The 17400-nt window shown below is 64.5% G+C and carries 14 protein-coding genes and 1 pseudogene; 11 read left to right on the top strand and 4 right to left on the bottom strand.

Features of this window, described 5'->3' with window-relative positions; all coding sequences use genetic code 11:
- The first annotated feature begins 93 nt into the window (after positions 1–93).
- The 7 genes from ABH922_RS14650 (at position 94) to ABH922_RS14680 (ending at position 5996) form a co-directional block, all read left to right on the top strand.
- Complete coding sequence (locus ABH922_RS14650) at positions 94–1035, top strand: sulfurtransferase (protein WP_424807604.1); 942 nt, start codon at positions 94–96, stop codon at positions 1033–1035.
- Entirely contained in the window at positions 1032–1448 is a 417-nt protein-coding gene (locus ABH922_RS14655; RefSeq protein ID WP_424807605.1) for a SufE family protein, read from the top strand. Before ABH922_RS14650 ends, ABH922_RS14655 begins: the two co-directional genes overlap by 4 nt.
- A 3-nt stretch (positions 1449–1451) precedes the next feature.
- Positions 1452–2861: a condensation domain-containing protein gene (locus ABH922_RS14660; RefSeq protein ID WP_424807606.1), complete on the top strand. Its 1410-nt coding sequence runs from the start codon at positions 1452–1454 to the stop codon at positions 2859–2861.
- Between the two features lie 140 nt (positions 2862–3001).
- Positions 3002–4798, top strand: coding sequence for an acetyl/propionyl/methylcrotonyl-CoA carboxylase subunit alpha (locus tag ABH922_RS14665; RefSeq protein WP_424807607.1), 1797 nt, complete (start codon positions 3002–3004; stop codon positions 4796–4798).
- Between the two features lie 84 nt (positions 4799–4882).
- Positions 4883–5293 (top strand): DUF1707 SHOCT-like domain-containing protein, encoded by a 411-nt coding sequence (locus tag ABH922_RS14670; RefSeq protein WP_424807608.1) that lies wholly within the window; start codon positions 4883–4885, stop codon positions 5291–5293.
- Positions 5293–5643, top strand: a complete 351-nt coding sequence (locus ABH922_RS14675) for a hypothetical protein (RefSeq protein WP_424807609.1) — start codon at positions 5293–5295, stop codon at positions 5641–5643. Before ABH922_RS14670 ends, ABH922_RS14675 begins: the two co-directional genes overlap by 1 nt.
- On the top strand, positions 5640–5996 hold the full coding sequence (locus tag ABH922_RS14680) for a VanZ family protein (RefSeq protein WP_424807610.1): 357 nt from the start codon (positions 5640–5642) through the stop codon (positions 5994–5996). Before ABH922_RS14675 ends, ABH922_RS14680 begins: the two co-directional genes overlap by 4 nt.
- Here the strand turns inward: ABH922_RS14680 and ABH922_RS14685 are convergent.
- The 4 genes from ABH922_RS14685 to ABH922_RS14700 form a co-directional block, all read right to left on the bottom strand.
- Positions 5985–6785, bottom strand: a complete 801-nt coding sequence (locus ABH922_RS14685) for a tyrosine-protein phosphatase (protein ID WP_424807611.1) — start codon at positions 6783–6785, stop codon at positions 5985–5987. The genes ABH922_RS14680 and ABH922_RS14685 overlap by 12 nt on opposite strands.
- A gap of 167 nt (positions 6786–6952) precedes the next feature.
- Positions 6953–7123, bottom strand: a complete 171-nt coding sequence (locus ABH922_RS14690; RefSeq protein ID WP_424807612.1) for a hypothetical protein — start codon at positions 7121–7123, stop codon at positions 6953–6955.
- A gap of 97 nt (positions 7124–7220) precedes the next feature.
- Entirely contained in the window at positions 7221–8555 is a 1335-nt protein-coding gene (gene lat, locus ABH922_RS14695) for an L-lysine 6-transaminase (protein WP_424807613.1), read from the bottom strand.
- 64 nt (positions 8556–8619) lie between these two features.
- Positions 8620–9084 (bottom strand): Lrp/AsnC family transcriptional regulator, encoded by a 465-nt coding sequence (locus ABH922_RS14700; protein ID WP_424807614.1) that lies wholly within the window; start codon positions 9082–9084, stop codon positions 8620–8622.
- A gap of 30 nt (positions 9085–9114) precedes the next feature.
- Here ABH922_RS14700 and ABH922_RS14705 point away from each other — a divergent pair, with 30 nt between their 5' ends.
- The 4 genes and pseudogenes from ABH922_RS14705 (at position 9115) to ABH922_RS14720 (ending at position 17387) form a co-directional block, all read left to right on the top strand.
- Entirely contained in the window at positions 9115–10401 is a 1287-nt protein-coding gene (locus ABH922_RS14705; RefSeq protein ID WP_424807615.1) for a 2-oxoadipate dioxygenase/decarboxylase family protein, read from the top strand.
- A pseudogene (locus ABH922_RS14710) lies at positions 10398–11904 on the top strand (aldehyde dehydrogenase family protein). Before ABH922_RS14705 ends, ABH922_RS14710 begins: the two are co-directional and overlap by 4 nt.
- Positions 11905–11954: 50 nt before the next feature.
- The gene (locus tag ABH922_RS14715; protein ID WP_424807616.1) at positions 11955–16541 is read left to right on the top strand and encodes an ATP-dependent helicase; all 4587 of its coding nucleotides are present in this window, start codon (positions 11955–11957) and stop codon (positions 16539–16541) included.
- Between the two features lie 48 nt (positions 16542–16589).
- On the top strand, positions 16590–17387 hold the full coding sequence (locus ABH922_RS14720) for a DNA-formamidopyrimidine glycosylase family protein (protein ID WP_424807617.1): 798 nt from the start codon (positions 16590–16592) through the stop codon (positions 17385–17387).
- Positions 17388–17400: the final 13 nt, after the last annotated feature.

Genomic DNA, 17400 nt, shown 5'->3' on the forward strand with positions numbered 1-17400 from the left:
GGCGCACGCGGACGACTCCAGTCGGTGTGAGCGCCTAGAATCGTACGCGTCAGTAGTTCGATTCCGATCGCCTCGTCTTTCAGGAGACCGCCCGTGCCCGTTTCCCCCGATCCTTCCCCCGCGTTTGCTGCATACGCGCATCCCGACCGGTTGGTCTCCACGGAGTGGCTTTCGGCGAATCTGGGTACGCCTGGACTCAAGGTCGTCGAATCGGACGAGGATATCCTCCTGTACGACGTCGGCCACATCCCCGGCGCGGTGAAGATCGACTGGCACCTCGATCTCAACGATCCGGTCAGCCGCGACTACATCGACGGCGAGCAGTTCGCGGAACTGATGAACCGCAAAGGCATCAGCCGTACCGACACCGTCGTGATCTACGGCGACAAGAGCAATTGGTGGGCGGCGTACGCACTGTGGGTCTTCACCCTCTTCGGACACGAGGACGTCCGGTTGCTCGACGGCGGCCGTGACGCGTGGATCGCCGAGAATCGGGACACCGCATTCGACGTTCCGGCGGTCGCGTCCACCGACTATCCGGTGATCGAGCGCAACGACGCACCGATCCGCGCATTCAAGGACGACGTCCTCGGCCACTTGGGCGAGAATCCGCTCATCGATGTGCGCTCCCCCCAGGAGTACACCGGCGAGCGCACTCACATGCCCGACTATCCGGAAGAAGGCGCATTGCGCGGCGGCCACATCCCCGGCGCACGGAGCATCCCGTGGGCGAAGGCCGCGGCACCGGACAGCCGCTTCCGGCACCGGACCGAACTCGACGAGATCTACGGTGATCTGTCCGACGAAGACAAGATCGTCGCCTACTGCCGTATCGGTGAGCGATCCTCGCACACCTGGTTCGTGTTGACCCACCTGCTCGGATACCCGGACGTGCGCAATTACGACGGTTCGTGGACCGAGTGGGGTAACGCCGTCCGCGTCCCGATCGTCCAGGGTGACGAACCCGGAACGGCACCGTCCACCACCGCTGCACCGTCCGTCACCGCTGCACCGTCCACCGCATCGGCGTCATGAGCGTTCTTCCTGAAGCTCTGGCCGAGATCGTCGACGACTTCGCTGCCGTCGGCGCCTCGGACAAGCTCACTCTGCTGCTCGAGTTCAGCCGTGAACTGCCGTCGTTGCCGCCGGAGCTCGAGGAGAGCGCGATGGAGCCGGTCCCCGAGTGCCAGTCGCCGCTCTTCCTGGCCGTGGACAGCTCGGATCGGGGGCACGTGCGGCTGTACTTCAGTGCGCCGGCCGAGGCACCCACCACGCGTGGTTTCGCGTCCATCCTCGCGCAGGGCCTCGACGGTCACACCGCCGACGAGATCCTCGCCGTACCCGACGACTTCTACTCCGCTCTCGGCCTGGCAGAGGCCGTCAGCCCGCTTCGCCTACGCGGGATGTCGGCGATGCTCGCACGAATCAAACGGCGCCTGCGGGCCTGATCGATGGAATTCACCGAACTGGCCGACTACGCGATTCCCGCCGGCGCGCTGGTCGAATGGCTGCCGTGTGCAACCGGCCCGTGGGAACCCGATCCGCGGCCGGTGTCCTACATTCACGAACGGCACCTGCTGCGGTCGGCCGCCGGTTCCGGAGACACCTCGTGGCTCGGGACGGCCTTCGAGATCGACGGCCCGCTCGACGCCGACGCGTTCAAGGCGGCACTGCGCCGCTGGACTGACCGACACGAGGTACTGCGCTCCCACACCGCCCTGGACTCCGGCACCGGGAATGTGAGTCGCCACACGATTCCGGCCGGCGGAATAGACATCGGAGTTGTCGATCACGGCTACGACGCGACCGGTCAGGATAATTTCGAACACCTGCACCAATTGTTCGACGACTACGCGTCCCCGCACAGTTGGCCGTCGTACGTGTTCGCGACCTTGACCCGGCGCGGCGGCGACGGCCCGTTCACCGTGTTCTTCGCCGCAGATCACTCGATCATCGACGGTTTTTCGATAGTGCTGATCGCCCACGAGATCACCGCGCTGTACCGGGAAGCACTGTGCGGATCTGCCTCCCACCTGTTTCCGGTGGGCAGTTACGTCGACTTCGGTGCACGCGAACGTGAACTGATGACGGATTCGGAGTCCGAAGATGCGGCGGTCGACCTCTGGCGCCGTGCGCTCGGTGACGGCGGTTTGGCGAGGTTCCCCTTACCGATCGGCGAGCGCAGTGCCGAACCACAGAACGGACTGTCCACCTGGCTGCTCGATGCCGAGGGTTCACAGGCGTTCAGTTCCGTGTGCGGCTCGGTGGGCGTCGGCTATTTCGCGGGATTGTTGAGTTGCCTTGCGGTCGTCGGGCACGACCTTGCCGGTAAAGACCATTTTCAAGTGATCACACCCGTCCACACGCGCAGCTCGCAGGAGTGGGCCGGGGCGCTGGGCTGGTTCGTCGGGTTGTGCCCGGTCGAGTTTGCCGCCGATGACGCGTCGTTCGACGTGCTCGCCCGCCGAGCTGCCGAAGCCACGGCCGCAGTGAAGCCCGCGGCGGCGATACCGTTCGACCGCGTCGGCGAACGTCTCGGGAGGCCCATATCGCCTCGATTCGTGGTGTCCTACATGGACGTTCGATTCGTTCCGGAGGCCGCCCAGTGGCCAGAACGTAACGCGCGGGCCTTACGTAGTCGGGCGTACACCCACGACGTGTACCTCTGGCTCAATCGCACTCCTCGTGGATTGAATTTGGCGATCCGTTATCCCAACAACGGGGTCGCGAATGCTGCGGTGCATTCTTATGTCGCGGCGTTGCGACAAGCGATCGGTGCGGCGTCCGACGGAGCGTTCGCTAGTACCGACACAACCGCTGGTGACAGCTACCCGCCAGTAGCTTTTCAGGCGGCCACGTGAACCCGATCGATGTATACCGATCCGGTTACAGACCGGGCAGAAGCGGTGCATACACTCCGAAGTGATGCCAGCAATCCCCCGATGGTGAATCCCAGAGGAATACACCGCGGAGACAGACCATGCGAACCACAGGAGGCTCAGTGCCCAGTCATGCCAGCGCGCACATTACGAAGGTGCTTGTCGCGAACCGCGGTGAGATCGCAGTGCGGGTTATCCGGGCGGCCAAGGACGCCGGTTACGGCAGTGTCGCCGTGTACGCCGAACCCGATGCCGATGCACAGTTCGTGAAGCTTGCAGACGAGGCATTCGCACTCGGCGGTCAAACCTCGGCCGAGTCGTATCTGGTGTTCGACAAGATTCTCGACGCCGCTCGCAAGTCCGGTGCCGACGCCATCCACCCCGGCTACGGGTTCCTGTCCGAGAACGCCGACTTCGCCCAGGCCGTCATCGATGCGAACCTGATCTGGATCGGGCCGTCCCCGCAGTCCATCCGCGACCTCGGCGACAAGGTCACCGCCCGTCACATCGCCGAACGCGCGAAGGCGCCGATGGCGGCCGGCACCAAGGATCCCGTCAAGGGCGCCGACGAGGTCGTCGCGTTCGCGAAGGAACACGGCGTACCGGTCGCGATCAAGGCAGCGTTCGGCGGTGGTGGACGCGGCATGAAGGTCGCCCAGACCATCGAGGAAATCCCGGAACTGTTCGAGTCCGCCACCCGCGAGGCCATCGCCGCGTTCGGTCGCGGCGAATGTTTCGTCGAGCAGTACCTCGACAAGGCCCGCCACGTCGAGGCCCAGGTCATCGCCGATCAGCACGGCAACGTCGTCGTCGCCGGTACCCGCGACTGCTCGCTGCAGCGCCGCTTCCAGAAACTCGTCGAGGAAGCTCCCGCACCGTTCCTGACCGACGATCAGCGCGCCCGCATCCATGCCTCGGCGAAAGCGATCTGCAAGGAAGCCGGCTACTACGGCGCCGGCACGGTCGAGTACCTCGTGCAGGGCGACACCATCTCGTTCCTCGAGGTCAACACCCGTCTGCAGGTCGAGCATCCTGTCACCGAGGAGACCGCGGGCATCGACCTGGTGCGTCAGCAGTTCCTCATCGCCAACGGTGAAGAGCTCTCCATCAAGGAAGATCCCACCCCGCGTGGGCACTCCTTCGAGTTCCGCATCAACGGTGAGGACGCCGGCCGCGGCTTCATGCCCGCTCCCGGGCCGGTCTCGGTCTACCGTGAGCCCACGGGCCCCGGTGTGCGCGTCGATTCCGGTGTCGTCGCCGGTGACGTGATCGGCGGCCAGTTCGATTCGATGCTCGCCAAGCTCATCGTGACCGGTGAAACTCGTGAGCAGGCTTTGCAGCGCGCCGCTCGCGCGTTGGCGGAGTTCGAGATCGAGGGCCTCGCCACCGTCCTGCCGTTCCACCGCCACATCGTGGAAAACCCGGCATTCGTCGGTGACGGCGAGAAGTTCGACGTCTACACCAAGTGGATCGAAACGGACTGGGACAACACCATCGAGCCGTACGTCGGTGCCGGTACCGTCGCCGACGACGAGGACGAGGCACTGCCTCGCCAGAACGTCGTCGTCGAGGTCGGTGGACGTCGCGTCGAGGTATCGCTGCCGGGGCAGTTCTCCCTGGGCAACGGCGGCGGCGCGGCATCGGGTGCCATCCGCAAGAAGCCGAAGGCACGCAAGCGCGCGGGCGCAGGCGCCGGCGCGGCGTCCGGTGACGCCGTCACCGCACCCATGCAGGGCACTGTCGTCAAGGTGGCCGTCACCGAAGGCCAGGAAGTCGCCGAGGGCGACCTCATCGCCGTCCTCGAGGCCATGAAGATGGAAAACCCCGTCAACGCCCACAAGGCCGGAGTGGTCACCGGCCTGTCCGTCGAACCCGGTGCCGCCATCACCCAGGGCACCGTCCTCGCGGAACTGAAGTAGAGCCTCCGGCCCCTGTGCGTCTTTCTGGTAGTGCTCCACTGCCGAAAAGGCGCACAGGGGCCGTGCCCCGCTAGGGTGTAGTTCATGGCTGACGTCCCCGACATCCGCATCGGCACCGCCGAACGCGAACAGGCACTCGACCTTCTCGGTCGCCACTTCGCCGCCGGCCGACTCACCGTGGACGAGTTCGATACGCGCAGTGCCGTCGTCACTTCGGCCGTTACCCGCAACGAGCTGGCGCCGGTGTTCGCCGATCTACCTGCAGCGACCCCTTCGGCCGCGTCGGCCGACAATGCGGACGCAAAGGTGGGGCGAGGTTTCGATCCGGACTGGGGCGGCCGGATCATGGCAGTCATACCGATTCTGGCGGTCATCCTCTTCTTCGTCACCGGTACGTGGCTGTGGTTCCTCGCAATTCCGTTGGCAGGTGCCCTGCTGTTCGGAGCTGATCGTGAACGTAAGCGAGACCGCAAGCGCGACAGGGATTCCGACTGATGGAGCCCATGGAAATCAATGCAGGTGGCTGGTACCTGCGAGCGCTGCGTGACGACGAGCGCGTCGACGACCGTCCGGCGCTTGCCGACGGCGGCATCACCGATCCCGCGTACGTGCGCATGCGTAGATCGCAGTGGCTGAGCGACAGCGCCTACTCCTGGGCGGTATGTCAGCCCAACACCGGTGAGATGCTGGCCGAAGTTATCGTGACACCACTCGACACCACTGCGAGTCTCACCGGTTGGGCGCGCGAAGGACACATGGATGCTCTCGATACCGCATCGGCGGCAGTGACCCGGTTCACCGAAGGGGCGCTGGGACTCGCCGTCATCGAAGGTCGGGGCGCGTGAGTGGAGTCCGCTACTGGCCGCTCGCCGTAGCAATTGCAGTCTCTTTGGTGATGCTGTTCTCGCCGGGCTCCGCTGTGCCGTCCAGCCCGGAGAACACCGACAAGATCACCCACATTCTGATGTTCGCGGTTCTCGCGATCACCTCGGTCCATGCCCGGATTCCGCGGTGGATCACTGCGCTGTGGCTTGCCGGCTACGCGCTCGTATCGGAAGTTCTGCAAGCCGCGCTACCGATCTCCCGATCCGGCGACTTGGCCGATGCCGCCGCCGACATCGTCGGAGTGGGAATCGGAATCTCAATCACGGTGCTGGTGTCGCGCCGACGATCATCGAGCCCCCGATCAACTGATTAGCTTGGCGCGCAACTTGTTTTGTGCATCATCACCGATTTTCAGCGCGTCGGCCACATAGGATTCGATCGAACCGTGCCGAGCGTTCATCTCCTCCAGTGACGCCTCGAGGTACTCGCGGCGGACTCCGAGTACGCCTTCGAGTAGTGCGGGGTCGCCGCCGGCGGTGGCGAACCGGTCGAGTACCGGCGCGAACTTCGGCAACAGTGACACGTTGGTGACCAGGTAGTCCTCGAAAACCGCATCTTCCGATGCTCCGAGGAAAAGCAGGAGCGCCGCCGACGCCCATCCGGTGCGATCCTTACCGGTCGTGCAGTGGACGAGCGAGGGCGCCGGCGACCGGTAGGCCAGATCCAAGAACAGTCCCCGGTACGCCGACACCGCGCTGGGGAGCGAGACGAAATCGCGATAGCTTCCACGAAAGTAGTCGAGCGCCTGCCCACTTCCGAGTGCTTCACTGGCGAATGCCGGATCGGCGATCATCTTCTGCATCTGGGCAGGTATCGATCGATACCCCTTGTCCGCCAACACGTCCAGCCCCAATTCGCGAACCCCCGGCGGGGTGCGATCGGGGGCGGCCGTACGCTCGGAATCGGTGCGCAGATCGTAGACGGTGACAATTCCCAGTTCCGAGACCGTCCGCATACCGTCGTCGTCGAGGGAGGCCAGGTCCGTGGACCGAAAAACGGCTCCGGTGCGGACGAATCCGCCATACCTCGATTCGGGGCCGCCGACGTCGCGCAGATTTGCCAGCGAGGGCACTACCGAGTGCGGGCCTGAGTTGTCCGTCATGGTGCAAACCATACGGCCCGGTCGGTCGACGGTTCGGATGGTCAGTGAAGTCGTGCCCGTATCGGACGAGTAGGACTGACGGGCTACGCCGGCCGCTGCAGCGTCACGGTCATGAACACACTGTTGGGATCGTCGACACACGAACCGAAAGGGGCGCAGTCGACAGATCACACTTTGCGGTAGCTGGCCGGCGCAGGCGCGAACAAGTCGGTACCGGCGGTCTCGCGGAGCACTGGGCGAGCACCCCGGCCACGCGCATCGTCGAGCAGGTGGCCAGGATCGTCGCGGCAACGCTCGATCCGCGAAGCGGCGCGGCGGTGCGCCTGCAGGAATGACACCAGGGCAGGGTCGTCGAAGCCGGCGCGGCAGAGGTCTACGCCGACCCCGACATGATGGCGGGGACACCTTCCGAGGTGTAGCTGTGGACAGCGAGTATCAGAGGGTCGATTGCGCGAGGAGTGTGCGTTCCAGCGCATCCACTGCTTCGTCGAGTTCTCCGGTCGTGACGGTCAACGCGGGTCGGAATCGGATTCCTCGCGCACCGGTAGGCAGGATCAGCACATGCTCGTCCGCGAGGAGTCGGCAAAGTATTCGATCCCGAAATTCGCTGTTCGGCAAGGTGATCGCACACATCAATCCTCGCCCGCGAGGCTCGGTCACCAACTCGGACCGCCGGGCCAGATCGACAAGTCGACCGAGCAGGTGTGCACCGGTGAATCGTGCCCGGTCGACGAGGCGATCACTTTCCATCACCTCGAAAATTCTTCTCGCTCTGACCATGTCGGTGAGGTTGCCACCCCAGGTAGAGTTGATGCGTGAGCTGACGTGGAACACGTTGTCCGGAACTTCGTCGACGCGCCCACCCGCCATGATTCCGCACACCTGAGTCTTCTTTCCGAAAGCCACCACGTCCGGTTGCACACCCAGTTGCTGATACGCCCACGTGGTGCCGGTCGATCCACATCCGGTTTGCACTTCGTCGAGAACGAACAGCGCGTCGTTCTCCCGGCACAGTGATTGCATCGCCTGGAGAAATTCGGGGCGGAGGTGGTGATCACCACCCTCCCCCTGGATGGGTTCGGCGATGAAACATGCTATCTCTCCGACATTTTCGTCGAACGCCTGTCGGGCCTGGGCCAGGGCGTCCCGCTCTGCGGCCATCACGTCGCGGCCGTCCGCCTCGTAGGGTGAGTCGATGCGTGGCCAGTCGAATTTAGGGAATCTCGCAACTTTGCCCGGGTCGGTATTGGTGAGCGACATCGTGTAGCCGCTGCGGCCGTGGAAGGCCTCGGTCAGGTGAAGGACCTTCGTACCGCGGTCTGCCGACAGACCGTGCGCTTCGTTGAAACGGCTCTTCCAGTCGAACGCAACTTTGAGTGCGTTCTCCACCGCCAGGGCTCCGCCGTCGACGAAGAACAGATGTGGAAGCGCTCGATCACCAAGCACGCGTGCGAAAGTCGCGACGAATCTGGCGAACGGCTCACTGTAGATGTCCGAGTTGCTCGGCTTGTTCGACGCCACCATCGCAAGTTCTCGCTGAAACTCGTCGTCGTCGACGATCGCCGGATGATTCATGCCCAGCGCCGACGATCCGAAGAACCCGAACATGTCCAGATACTGCGTTCCGTCCCGTAGGTCGCGGAGACGACTACCTGTCGAACCGGTCAGATCGAGAACCAGATCGAAGCCGTCCGCGAGGATATTCGCTTGCAACACCTCGCGGACGGAGATCCCTGCACGATCACCGAAGTCTCGCATCGCAGTACTCATGACCGAAGGCTATGTCAATTTTCCGGTCATGTCGATGATCATTCGTAAAATTATCTTTTCAAGTTCACTCGTCATAGAAAGTTTGTAGGATGATGGTGCTCCGCGTGTTCACGCTCGCCGTCGTACGAATCTCCTGGAGAAGTCGCTCCAACGCCCGAGGCGACGCGACACGCACGAGCAGTACATAACTCTCGACGCCGGCCACCGAGTGGCAGGACACCACGCCGGGAAGATGCCGAAGCCGGGTCGGAGCGTCGTCCGGTTGCGACGGATCGAGAGGAGTGATGGCAACAAATGCCGATAAACCCAGGCCGAGGGCTTCGGGATCTATCCTCGCCGAGTAGCCTTGGATCACCTTGCGAGATTCCAGCCGGCGCACCCGGGACTGCACGGCGGAGATCGACAAGCCCGCCTTCTCGGCAAGACTCGACAGCGTCGCGCGCCCGTCTGCGACCAACTCGCGCATCAGTAGTCGATCGGTGTCGTCCACCGATACCGCCGCGATGTCGCTCTGTTCTGTTTCTCGCACCTGGGCAGGCTAACGTAACCGGACATTCCAATGGTTGAAACCTGCGAGCTTCGTTCCAGATTCGCCGCGACTCTCGCGTTCATGTACGGCCGCGAGGTTCCTGCTTACACCACACTCACCGAGGTGACGCAGGACGTGAACCGTCGTCACGCCGACCGGTATCCCGACATCGCAGAGCGCCTTGGCAGCCTCGAACGGGTCGGCGCCGAGCGGCACTGCGCTGTCAGGCTCGGTTCACTCGACGAACTTCGCGAGGTTGCGGTGGTCTTCGCGGGATTGGGCATGAGCGCAGTCGGATACTACGACCTTCGGCAGACCGATTCGCCGATACCCGTGGTGTCCACGGCTTTTCGACCCGTGGACCCGGAGGAACTCGAGCGGAATCCGTTTCGAGTGTTCACCTCCGTTCTGACGGTGGGCGATTCACGATTCTTCGACAATGATCTTCGACGACGCGTAGCCACCTACGTGGCCAGACGACGGTTGTTCTCGCCCGACCTACTTCGGTGGGCGCGCCGCGCGAGCGCCGACGGCGGCCTGCCGGAATCGGAGGCCGGCTTGTTCGTCGACGCAGCTACCGACGTGTTCCGTCTCGGCACCGAACCGATCGACGCCGCGTGGTATCGCGAACTCGCTGCCGTCTCGCCGGTGGCGGCCGACATCGCCGGGCAGGCATCGACGCACGTCAATCACCTCACTCCACGCGTTCTCGACATCGACGAGTTGTATCGCCGTATGACCGACCGTGGTGTCACCATGATCGACCGCATCCAAGGTCCGCCGAAGCGAACTGGGACGCCGCTCCTCTTGCGTCAGACGTCATTTCGGGCCCTGAACGAGGCGCGGCGCTTTCGCCACGCGGACGGCACGATCACGCGAGAGCATGTCCGCGTCCGGTTCGGCGAGGTCGAGTCACGCGGAATCGCCCTGACCCGGGCCGGTCGGGACATCTACGACCGATTGATCGGGGAGCCCGACTCCGCACGATGGGAGGAGGCATTTCCGCACACCGAGCAGGGTCTCGACGAAGCCGGGCTGGCGTACTTCACCTACCGTCGCGACGGTGAGCGGACCGTCCGAATGCCGATCGTCTACGAAGACTTCCTTCCGGCTTCCGCTGCTGGAATCTTCGCGTCGAATCTTGATGCCGTCCCCGGATTCGTCCCCGCTGCGCCGGGCGCACAATACGGGCAGGATCAACTCGAGGGTGCGATCGAACGTCCGGTTCACGATCCGTTCGAATTGTACCGAGCACAACAGGACTCCTCGCTCGCCCGACTGAACCGCGCTTGTCATGACGAAAGGCCACTACCGTGAAGCTGCCCGAACCCTCGAGCCTCACCGATCGCGCACAGGCAGCGCTCGACGCCTGCGGAGTGGTCTGGCCGTCCGGAGATCTGAGCGCCCGAAGCCCGATCACCGGCACCGAACTACGCACCGTCCTCCAGCACTCCGGCGACGGAGTCGACGACGCCGTCGCCGCCGCACATGCGGCTCATCTGCGCTGGCGCACCGTTCCGGCACCGCAACGAGGCGCCGTGGTGCGTCGTTTGGGAGCGCTGCTCACCGAGCGTAAAGAGGATCTCGCCGAGTTGGTGACGCTCGAGGCGGGCAAGATCACGTCGGAGGCACTCGGCGAGGTACAGGAGATGATCGACATCTGCGAGTTCGCCGTCGGACTCTCGCGTCAGTTGTACGGACGTACCATGCCGTCCGAGCGGCCGGGGCATCGATTGATGGAAACCTGGCATCCGCTGGGCGTCGTCGGGGTCATCTCGGCGTTCAACTTCCCCGTCGCCGTGTGGTCCTGGAACACCGCACTCGCCCTCGTCTGCGGTGACGCAGTGGTGTGGAAACCGTCCGAGACGACGCCGCTCACCGCGTTGGCCTGCGATGCGCTGCTTCGACGCGCCCTCGCCGAATGTGATGCCCCCTCCGGAGTTCACCAGTTGGTGGTCGGTGGCCGCGACGTCGGTCAGCGGCTCGCGGACAATCCGTCGGTCCCGCTGGTCAGTGCGACCGGCTCGGTCCGCATGGGACGGGCGCTCGCACCGCGAGTCGCCGCACGTTTCGGTCGTAGCCTGCTCGAACTGGGTGGAAACAACGGTGCCGTCGTCACGCCGTCCGCTGATCTGGGTCTGGCTGTTCGGGCAATCGTGTTCTCCGCCGCGGGCACTGCCGGGCAGCGTTGTACCTCACTGCGCCGCCTGATCGTGCACGAGTCGATCGCCGACACGCTCGTCGAGCGGATCGTCTCGGCGTACGCGCAACTGCAGATCGGCAGCCCCTTCGAGAGCGACGTTCTGGTGGGGCCGTTGATCGACGAAGCCGCTTACCGCGCGATGCAGGACGCACTGACTCGCGCACGCGCCGACGGTGGGACCGTGTTGTGCGGCGGCGACCGCGTCGGCGATCACGGCTACTACGTCAACCCGGCAGTGGTCCGAATGCCCGCTCAAACCGCCGTGGTCCGCGACGAGACCTTCGCACCGATTCTCTACGTCGTGACGTATCGGGATTTCGACGAGGCGATGGCCCTGCACAATGCGGTTCCGCCAGGGACTTTCGTCGTCGATCTTCACGCTCGATCAACGTGAGGCCGAACGTTTCCTCGCAGCCGACGGCTCGGATTGCGGAATCGCGAACGTCAACATCGGTACCTCGGGCGCCGAGATCGGCGGCGCGTTCGGCGGTGAGAAGGAGACGGGCGGTGGTCGCGAATCGGGTTCGGATTCCTGGAAGGCCTACATGCGACGCGCCACCAACACCGTCAATTACTCGAACCAGCTGCCGTTGGCGCAGGGTGTCGAGTTTGGCTGAGTCGCCCGACTCGACCCGCAATGTCGGTGGGAGCGGGCACTATGGAGCCCATGCGTACCGTCCTCGGCAAGTTCTCCGCCGCCACTCGGGAATGGTTCGACGGCGCATTCACCGCGCCGACGCCGGCTCAGCTCGGTGCGTGGGATTCCATCGCCAGCGGATCGCACACGCTGGTGGTGGCCCCGACCGGATCCGGGAAGACGCTCTCGGCGTTCCTCTGGGCGCTCGATCAACTCGCCTCCCGCGATGCTCCCTCGGCCGCGACCACCCTCTCCCCTGCTTCTGCCTCGACAGAGACAGACCCGCGGGGCACAGCCGAGCGAACCACCAAGGTCCTCTACATCTCACCTCTCAAAGCACTCGGGGTGGACGTCGAACGCAACCTTCGTGCCCCACTCGTCGGCATCACCCAGACCGCCAAACGGCTGGGGCTCACGCCACCGGAGATCACGGTCGGGGTTCGTTCGGGAGACACCACTCAGGCCGATCGTCGAGCCATGATCAAACGTCCACCGGACATTCTGATCACCACCCCAGAATCGTTGTTCTTGATGCTCACCTCGGCGGCTCGTGAAACCCTCACCGGGGTGGACACCGTCATCGTCGACGAGGTTCACGCCGTCGCCGGAACCAAACGCGGTTCACATCTGGCGCTGTCGTTGGAGCGTCTGGACGGCATCCTCGAACGTCCGGCACAGCGGATCGGGCTGTCGGCCACCGTCCGTCCACACGAGGAAGTCGGGCGGTTCCTGGCCGGCTCGGCTCCCTTCCGGACTGTCGCGCCCCCGGCCGCGAAGACGTTCGACCTCAGTGTTCGGGTCCCCGTGGAGGACATGACCGAACTGGGCGTCGCAACACCCGCCGACGGCTCCGAATCACCCACGCCCCAAGCCGGATCCATCTGGCCGCATGTCGAAGAACAGATAGTCGATCTGGTACTCGAGCATCGTTCCTCGATCGTGTTCGCCAATTCACGCCGCCTTGCCGAACGACTGACGGCCCGGCTCAACGAGATACACGCCGAACGCGCCGGCGCGGTAGTGGACAGGATGCCGAAACCACCGGCTCAGATCGGCTCACCCTCCGAGATCGGTTTCGGCGCCGAGCCGCTCCTCGCTCGTGCACATCACGGCTCGGTGAGCAAGGATCAGCGCGCGATCATCGAGGACGATCTGAAATCGGGGCGACTCCGCTGCGTCGTCGCCACCAGCAGCCTGGAACTCGGGATCGACATGGGGGCCGTAGATCTGGTAATCCAAGTGGAAGCGCCGCCGTCGGTGGCCAGCGGGCTCCAGCGCGTCGGCCGGGCCGGACACCAGGTCGGTGAAATCTCCCGTGGCGTGGTGTTCCCGAAACATCGCACCGATCTCATCCATTGCGCCGTCACCGTCGAGCGCATGGTGGAGGGCAAGATCGAAGCGCTCGCCGTCCCGGCCAACCCGCTCGACATTCTGGCCCAGCAGACTGTTGCCGCGTGCGCGCTCGAACCGATCGATGTCGACGACTGGTTCGACGCAGTCCGCCGCAGCGGTTCTTTCGCGACGCTTCCGCGCTCGGCATACGAGTCGACACTCGATCTGCTTGCCGGCCGCTACCCGTCCGACGAATTCGCCGAACTTCGCCCGCGGCTGGTGTGGGATCGCGAATCCAACACCCTGACCGGCCGTCCCGGCGCGCAACGGTTGGCCGTCACTTCCGGTGGAGCCATACCGGACCGCGGCCTCTTCACGGTCTACATGGTGGGAGAGAAAGCGTCCAGAGTGGGCGAACTCGACGAGGAAATGGTGTACGAGTCTCGCGTCGGTGACGTTTTCGCCCTCGGTGCCACCAGTTGGCGGATCGAGGAGATCACCTTCGACCGGGTGCTCGTCAGCCCCGCGTACGGGTTACCCGGCCGGCTGCCGTTCTGGCACGGCGACGGATTGGGCCGCCCGGCCGAACTGGGGCAGGCACTCGGACAGTTCATCCGGGAGACCGCACTCGGCGACGAGGCCGACGTCGTGGAACGCTGCCGCGTCGGCGGACTCGACCACAATGCCACCACCAACTTGATCCAGTTGGTAGGTGAACAGAAGAACGCCACCGGCCAGGTGCCGTCGGACCGGACGCTGGTGGTCGAACGATTCCGTGACGAGCTGGGAGACTGGCGTCTGATTCTGCATTCCCCGTACGGGCAACGCGTACACGCGCCGTGGGCACTGGCGATCGGCGCACGTCTGCAAGAACGATACGGTGTCGATTCCAGTCCCACCGCCTCCGACGACGGCATCATCGTCCGGCTACCGGACACGGAGAACGAACCACCGGGCGCCGAACTGTTCGCGTTCGACGTCGACGACATCGCAGATCTGGTCACCCAGGAGGTGGGCGGCTCCGCGCTGTTCGCCTCACGTTTTCGTGAATGTGCCGCGCGCGCACTACTGCTCCCGCGCCGCAATCCAGGCAAGCGAGCTCCACTGTGGCAGCAGCGTCAGCGTTCGGCACAGTTACTCGACGTCGCCCGCAAGTTCCCGACGTTCCCGATCCTCCTCGAGACGGTGCGTGAATGTCTGCAGGACGTCTACGATCTCCCCGCGCTCGAAGAGCTGTTGCGCAAGATCGCCAAACGCCAGATCCGGATCGTCGAGGTGGAGACGGCATCTCCGTCACCGTTCGCCAGTGCGTTGCTGTTCAACTATGTCGGCGCCTTCATGTACGAGGGCGACAGCCCCCTCGCCGAACGACGTGCTGCCGCACTGTCTCTCGATTCGACTCTGCTCGCCGAACTACTCGGGCGCATCGAGCTTCGCGAACTTCTCGACGCCGGCGTCATCGAACTGGCCGAGCAGGAACTTCAACGCCTGGTGCCCGAACGGAAAGCGAAAGACCTCGAAGGTGTTGCCGATCTCCTACGCATGCTCGGTCCGCTCACCACCGAGGAAGTTGCCGCCAGGAGCCTCGACGATCCGTTGTCCTGGCTCGACAAGCTGGTAGCCGACACCCGCGCGCTGCACGTCTCGTTCGCGGGCCGCCACTGGTGGACGGTGGTGGAGGATGCCGCGCGCTTGCGCGACGGCCTCGGTGTTCCACTGCCCATCGGGGTTCCGGCCGCATTCATCGAACCCGTCGATCAGCCGCTCGAAGATCTGCTGAGTCGATACGCGCGCACCCACGGGCCGTTCACACTCACCGATGCGGCGGCCCGCTTCGGTATCGGAGTCTCGGTTGCCCGCGACGTTCTCGGTCGCCTCGCGCTGGAAAAACGGGTACTCGAAGGCGAGTTCCGGCCTGCCGCCGCCGGCAGCGAATGGTGTGACGCCGAAGTTCTCCGACGGCTGCGTCGGCGATCGTTGGCTGCCGCTCGCCAGGAAGTCGAGCCGGTCAGCACTGCCACGCTCGGCCGCTTTCTGCCCAGCTGGCAGAATGTCGGATCCGCGCTGCGAGGCATCGACGGTGTCGCAGCCGTCGTCGATCAGCTTGCCGGAGTTCCGGTTCCGGCGTCGGCGCTCGAATCCTTGATACTCCCCAGTCGGGTTCGCGACTACACGCCCGCCATGCTCGACGAACTCACTTCCACCGGCGAGGTGCTGTGGTCCGGTTCCGGGGCGATCTCGGGCAAGGACGGATGGGTGGCACTGCATCCCGCCGATCTGGCGCCGATCACCCTCGGCGCCCCCTCCGACACGGATCTCTCGGAGTTGCAGAAGCGAATTCTCGATCAGCTGTCCGGCGGTGGAGCGTACTTCTTCCGGCAACTCGCCGACGCTCTCGACGTCGGTGACGACGCCGCTGTCACCACAACCTTGTGGGAGTTGGTGTGGTCGGGGCATGTCGGCAACGACACCGTCGCTCCGCTGCGAGCATTGCTGTCCGACACCACTCGCACCACGACCAGTCATCGGATACCCCGGCGCACTCCACGCGCTCGCCCGTATCGCGCGATGACACGTCCGTCGACGCCCAGCCGTACCGGTCCGGCCACAGCGTCAGGTCGCTGGTCGCTGTTGCCTGCCGTCGACACCGATCCGACGATTCGCGCGCACGCCACTGCCGACGTCCTCCTCGAACGATACGGCGTGGTGACGCGTGGCAGCGTGATGAGTGAAAACGTGACCGGCGGGTTCGCATTGATCTACAAGGTATTGAGCACGTTCGAGGACAACGGCCGGGCGCGACGCGGTTACTTCGTGGATTCGCTCGGCGGTGCCCAGTTCTCCACACCTGCGGTAGTAGACCGTCTGCGATCGTTCGGTGATTCGATCGAGGGGCGTCACCCGTCCTCGGCTGCACTCACGCTCGCGGCATGCGATCCTGCCAACCCGTACGGTGCGGCACTGCCCTGGCCGGCCGCCGGCACCGACGAGTCGCCTGGTCATCGGCCGGGCCGCAAAGCCGGCGCCTTGGTGGTTCTGGTGGAAGGCGAGTTGGTCATGTTCGTCGAACGTGGCGGTCGAACCGTTCTGACGTTCACCGACGACAGCGGGGTGCTGCGGATGGCCGCACTCTCCCTGGCACAGGTGGTCACGTCCCGGGCTGTCGAGAAGTTGGTGGTGGAGAAGGTGAACGGGGAAACGATCCACGGCCACGAATTCGCTCCGGTACTGATCGAGGCCGGATTTGCCGCCACTCCTCGCGGCTTCCGCCTCCGGTCACAGTAATGTCGACCCCTGTAGAGGTCGAGCCCCTGGAGAGGTCGAGGTACGGGCATGCCTGAAGGTGATACCGTCTGGCGCGCGGCGAACACGCTCCGTGATGCGTTGGCCGGACAGGCTTTGATCACGTGCGATGTCCGGGTGCCCCGTTACGCCACTGTCGATTTATCCGGCAGCATAGTCGATTCCGTCGTCAGCCGTGGTAAACATCTATTGATTCGGGTCGCCGATGTCACTGTTCACACCCATCTGAAGATGGAAGGTGCATGGCAGATCTACCGTCCCGGCGAACGGTGGCGTCGACCCGCGCATCAGGCTCGTATCGTACTTGCCACCGAAGACTCGGTAGCCGTGGGATTTTCGCTCGGAATCACCGAAATTCTGAACCGGTCCGACGAAGATTCCGCTGCCGGGCACCTCGGCCCCGACCTACTCGGCCCCGATTGGGACAACACTCTCGCCGTACGAAATCTGCAAGCGGCAGGAGAGCAGCCGATCGGAATTGCGCTCCTCGACCAGCGAGTGATGGCCGGACTGGGCAACGTATATCGCAACGAAATCTGTTTCCTACGTGGCATTCATCCTCGGACCCCCACTCGATCGGCCGGCGATCTGGAAGCAATCGTCGACCTTTCCCACCGCACCATCGACGTCAACAAGAATCGCAGTACAAGAGTGACCACCGGCGACACCCGTCCAGGTCGCCGCACCTGGGTGTACGGTCGCCGACGTAAACCATGCCTGCGGTGCGGTACTCCGATCCGTGAAGACCTCCTCGGACCGGACCAACTCACCGAGCGGCAGATCTTCTTCTGCCCGTCGTGCCAACCCCTGAAGATCGGCCGACACTGAGACCGACGATGAA

The organism is Rhodococcus sp. 27YEA15 (assembly GCF_049739425.1).
Taxonomy (GTDB): Bacteria; Actinomycetota; Actinomycetes; order Mycobacteriales; family Mycobacteriaceae; genus Rhodococcus_F.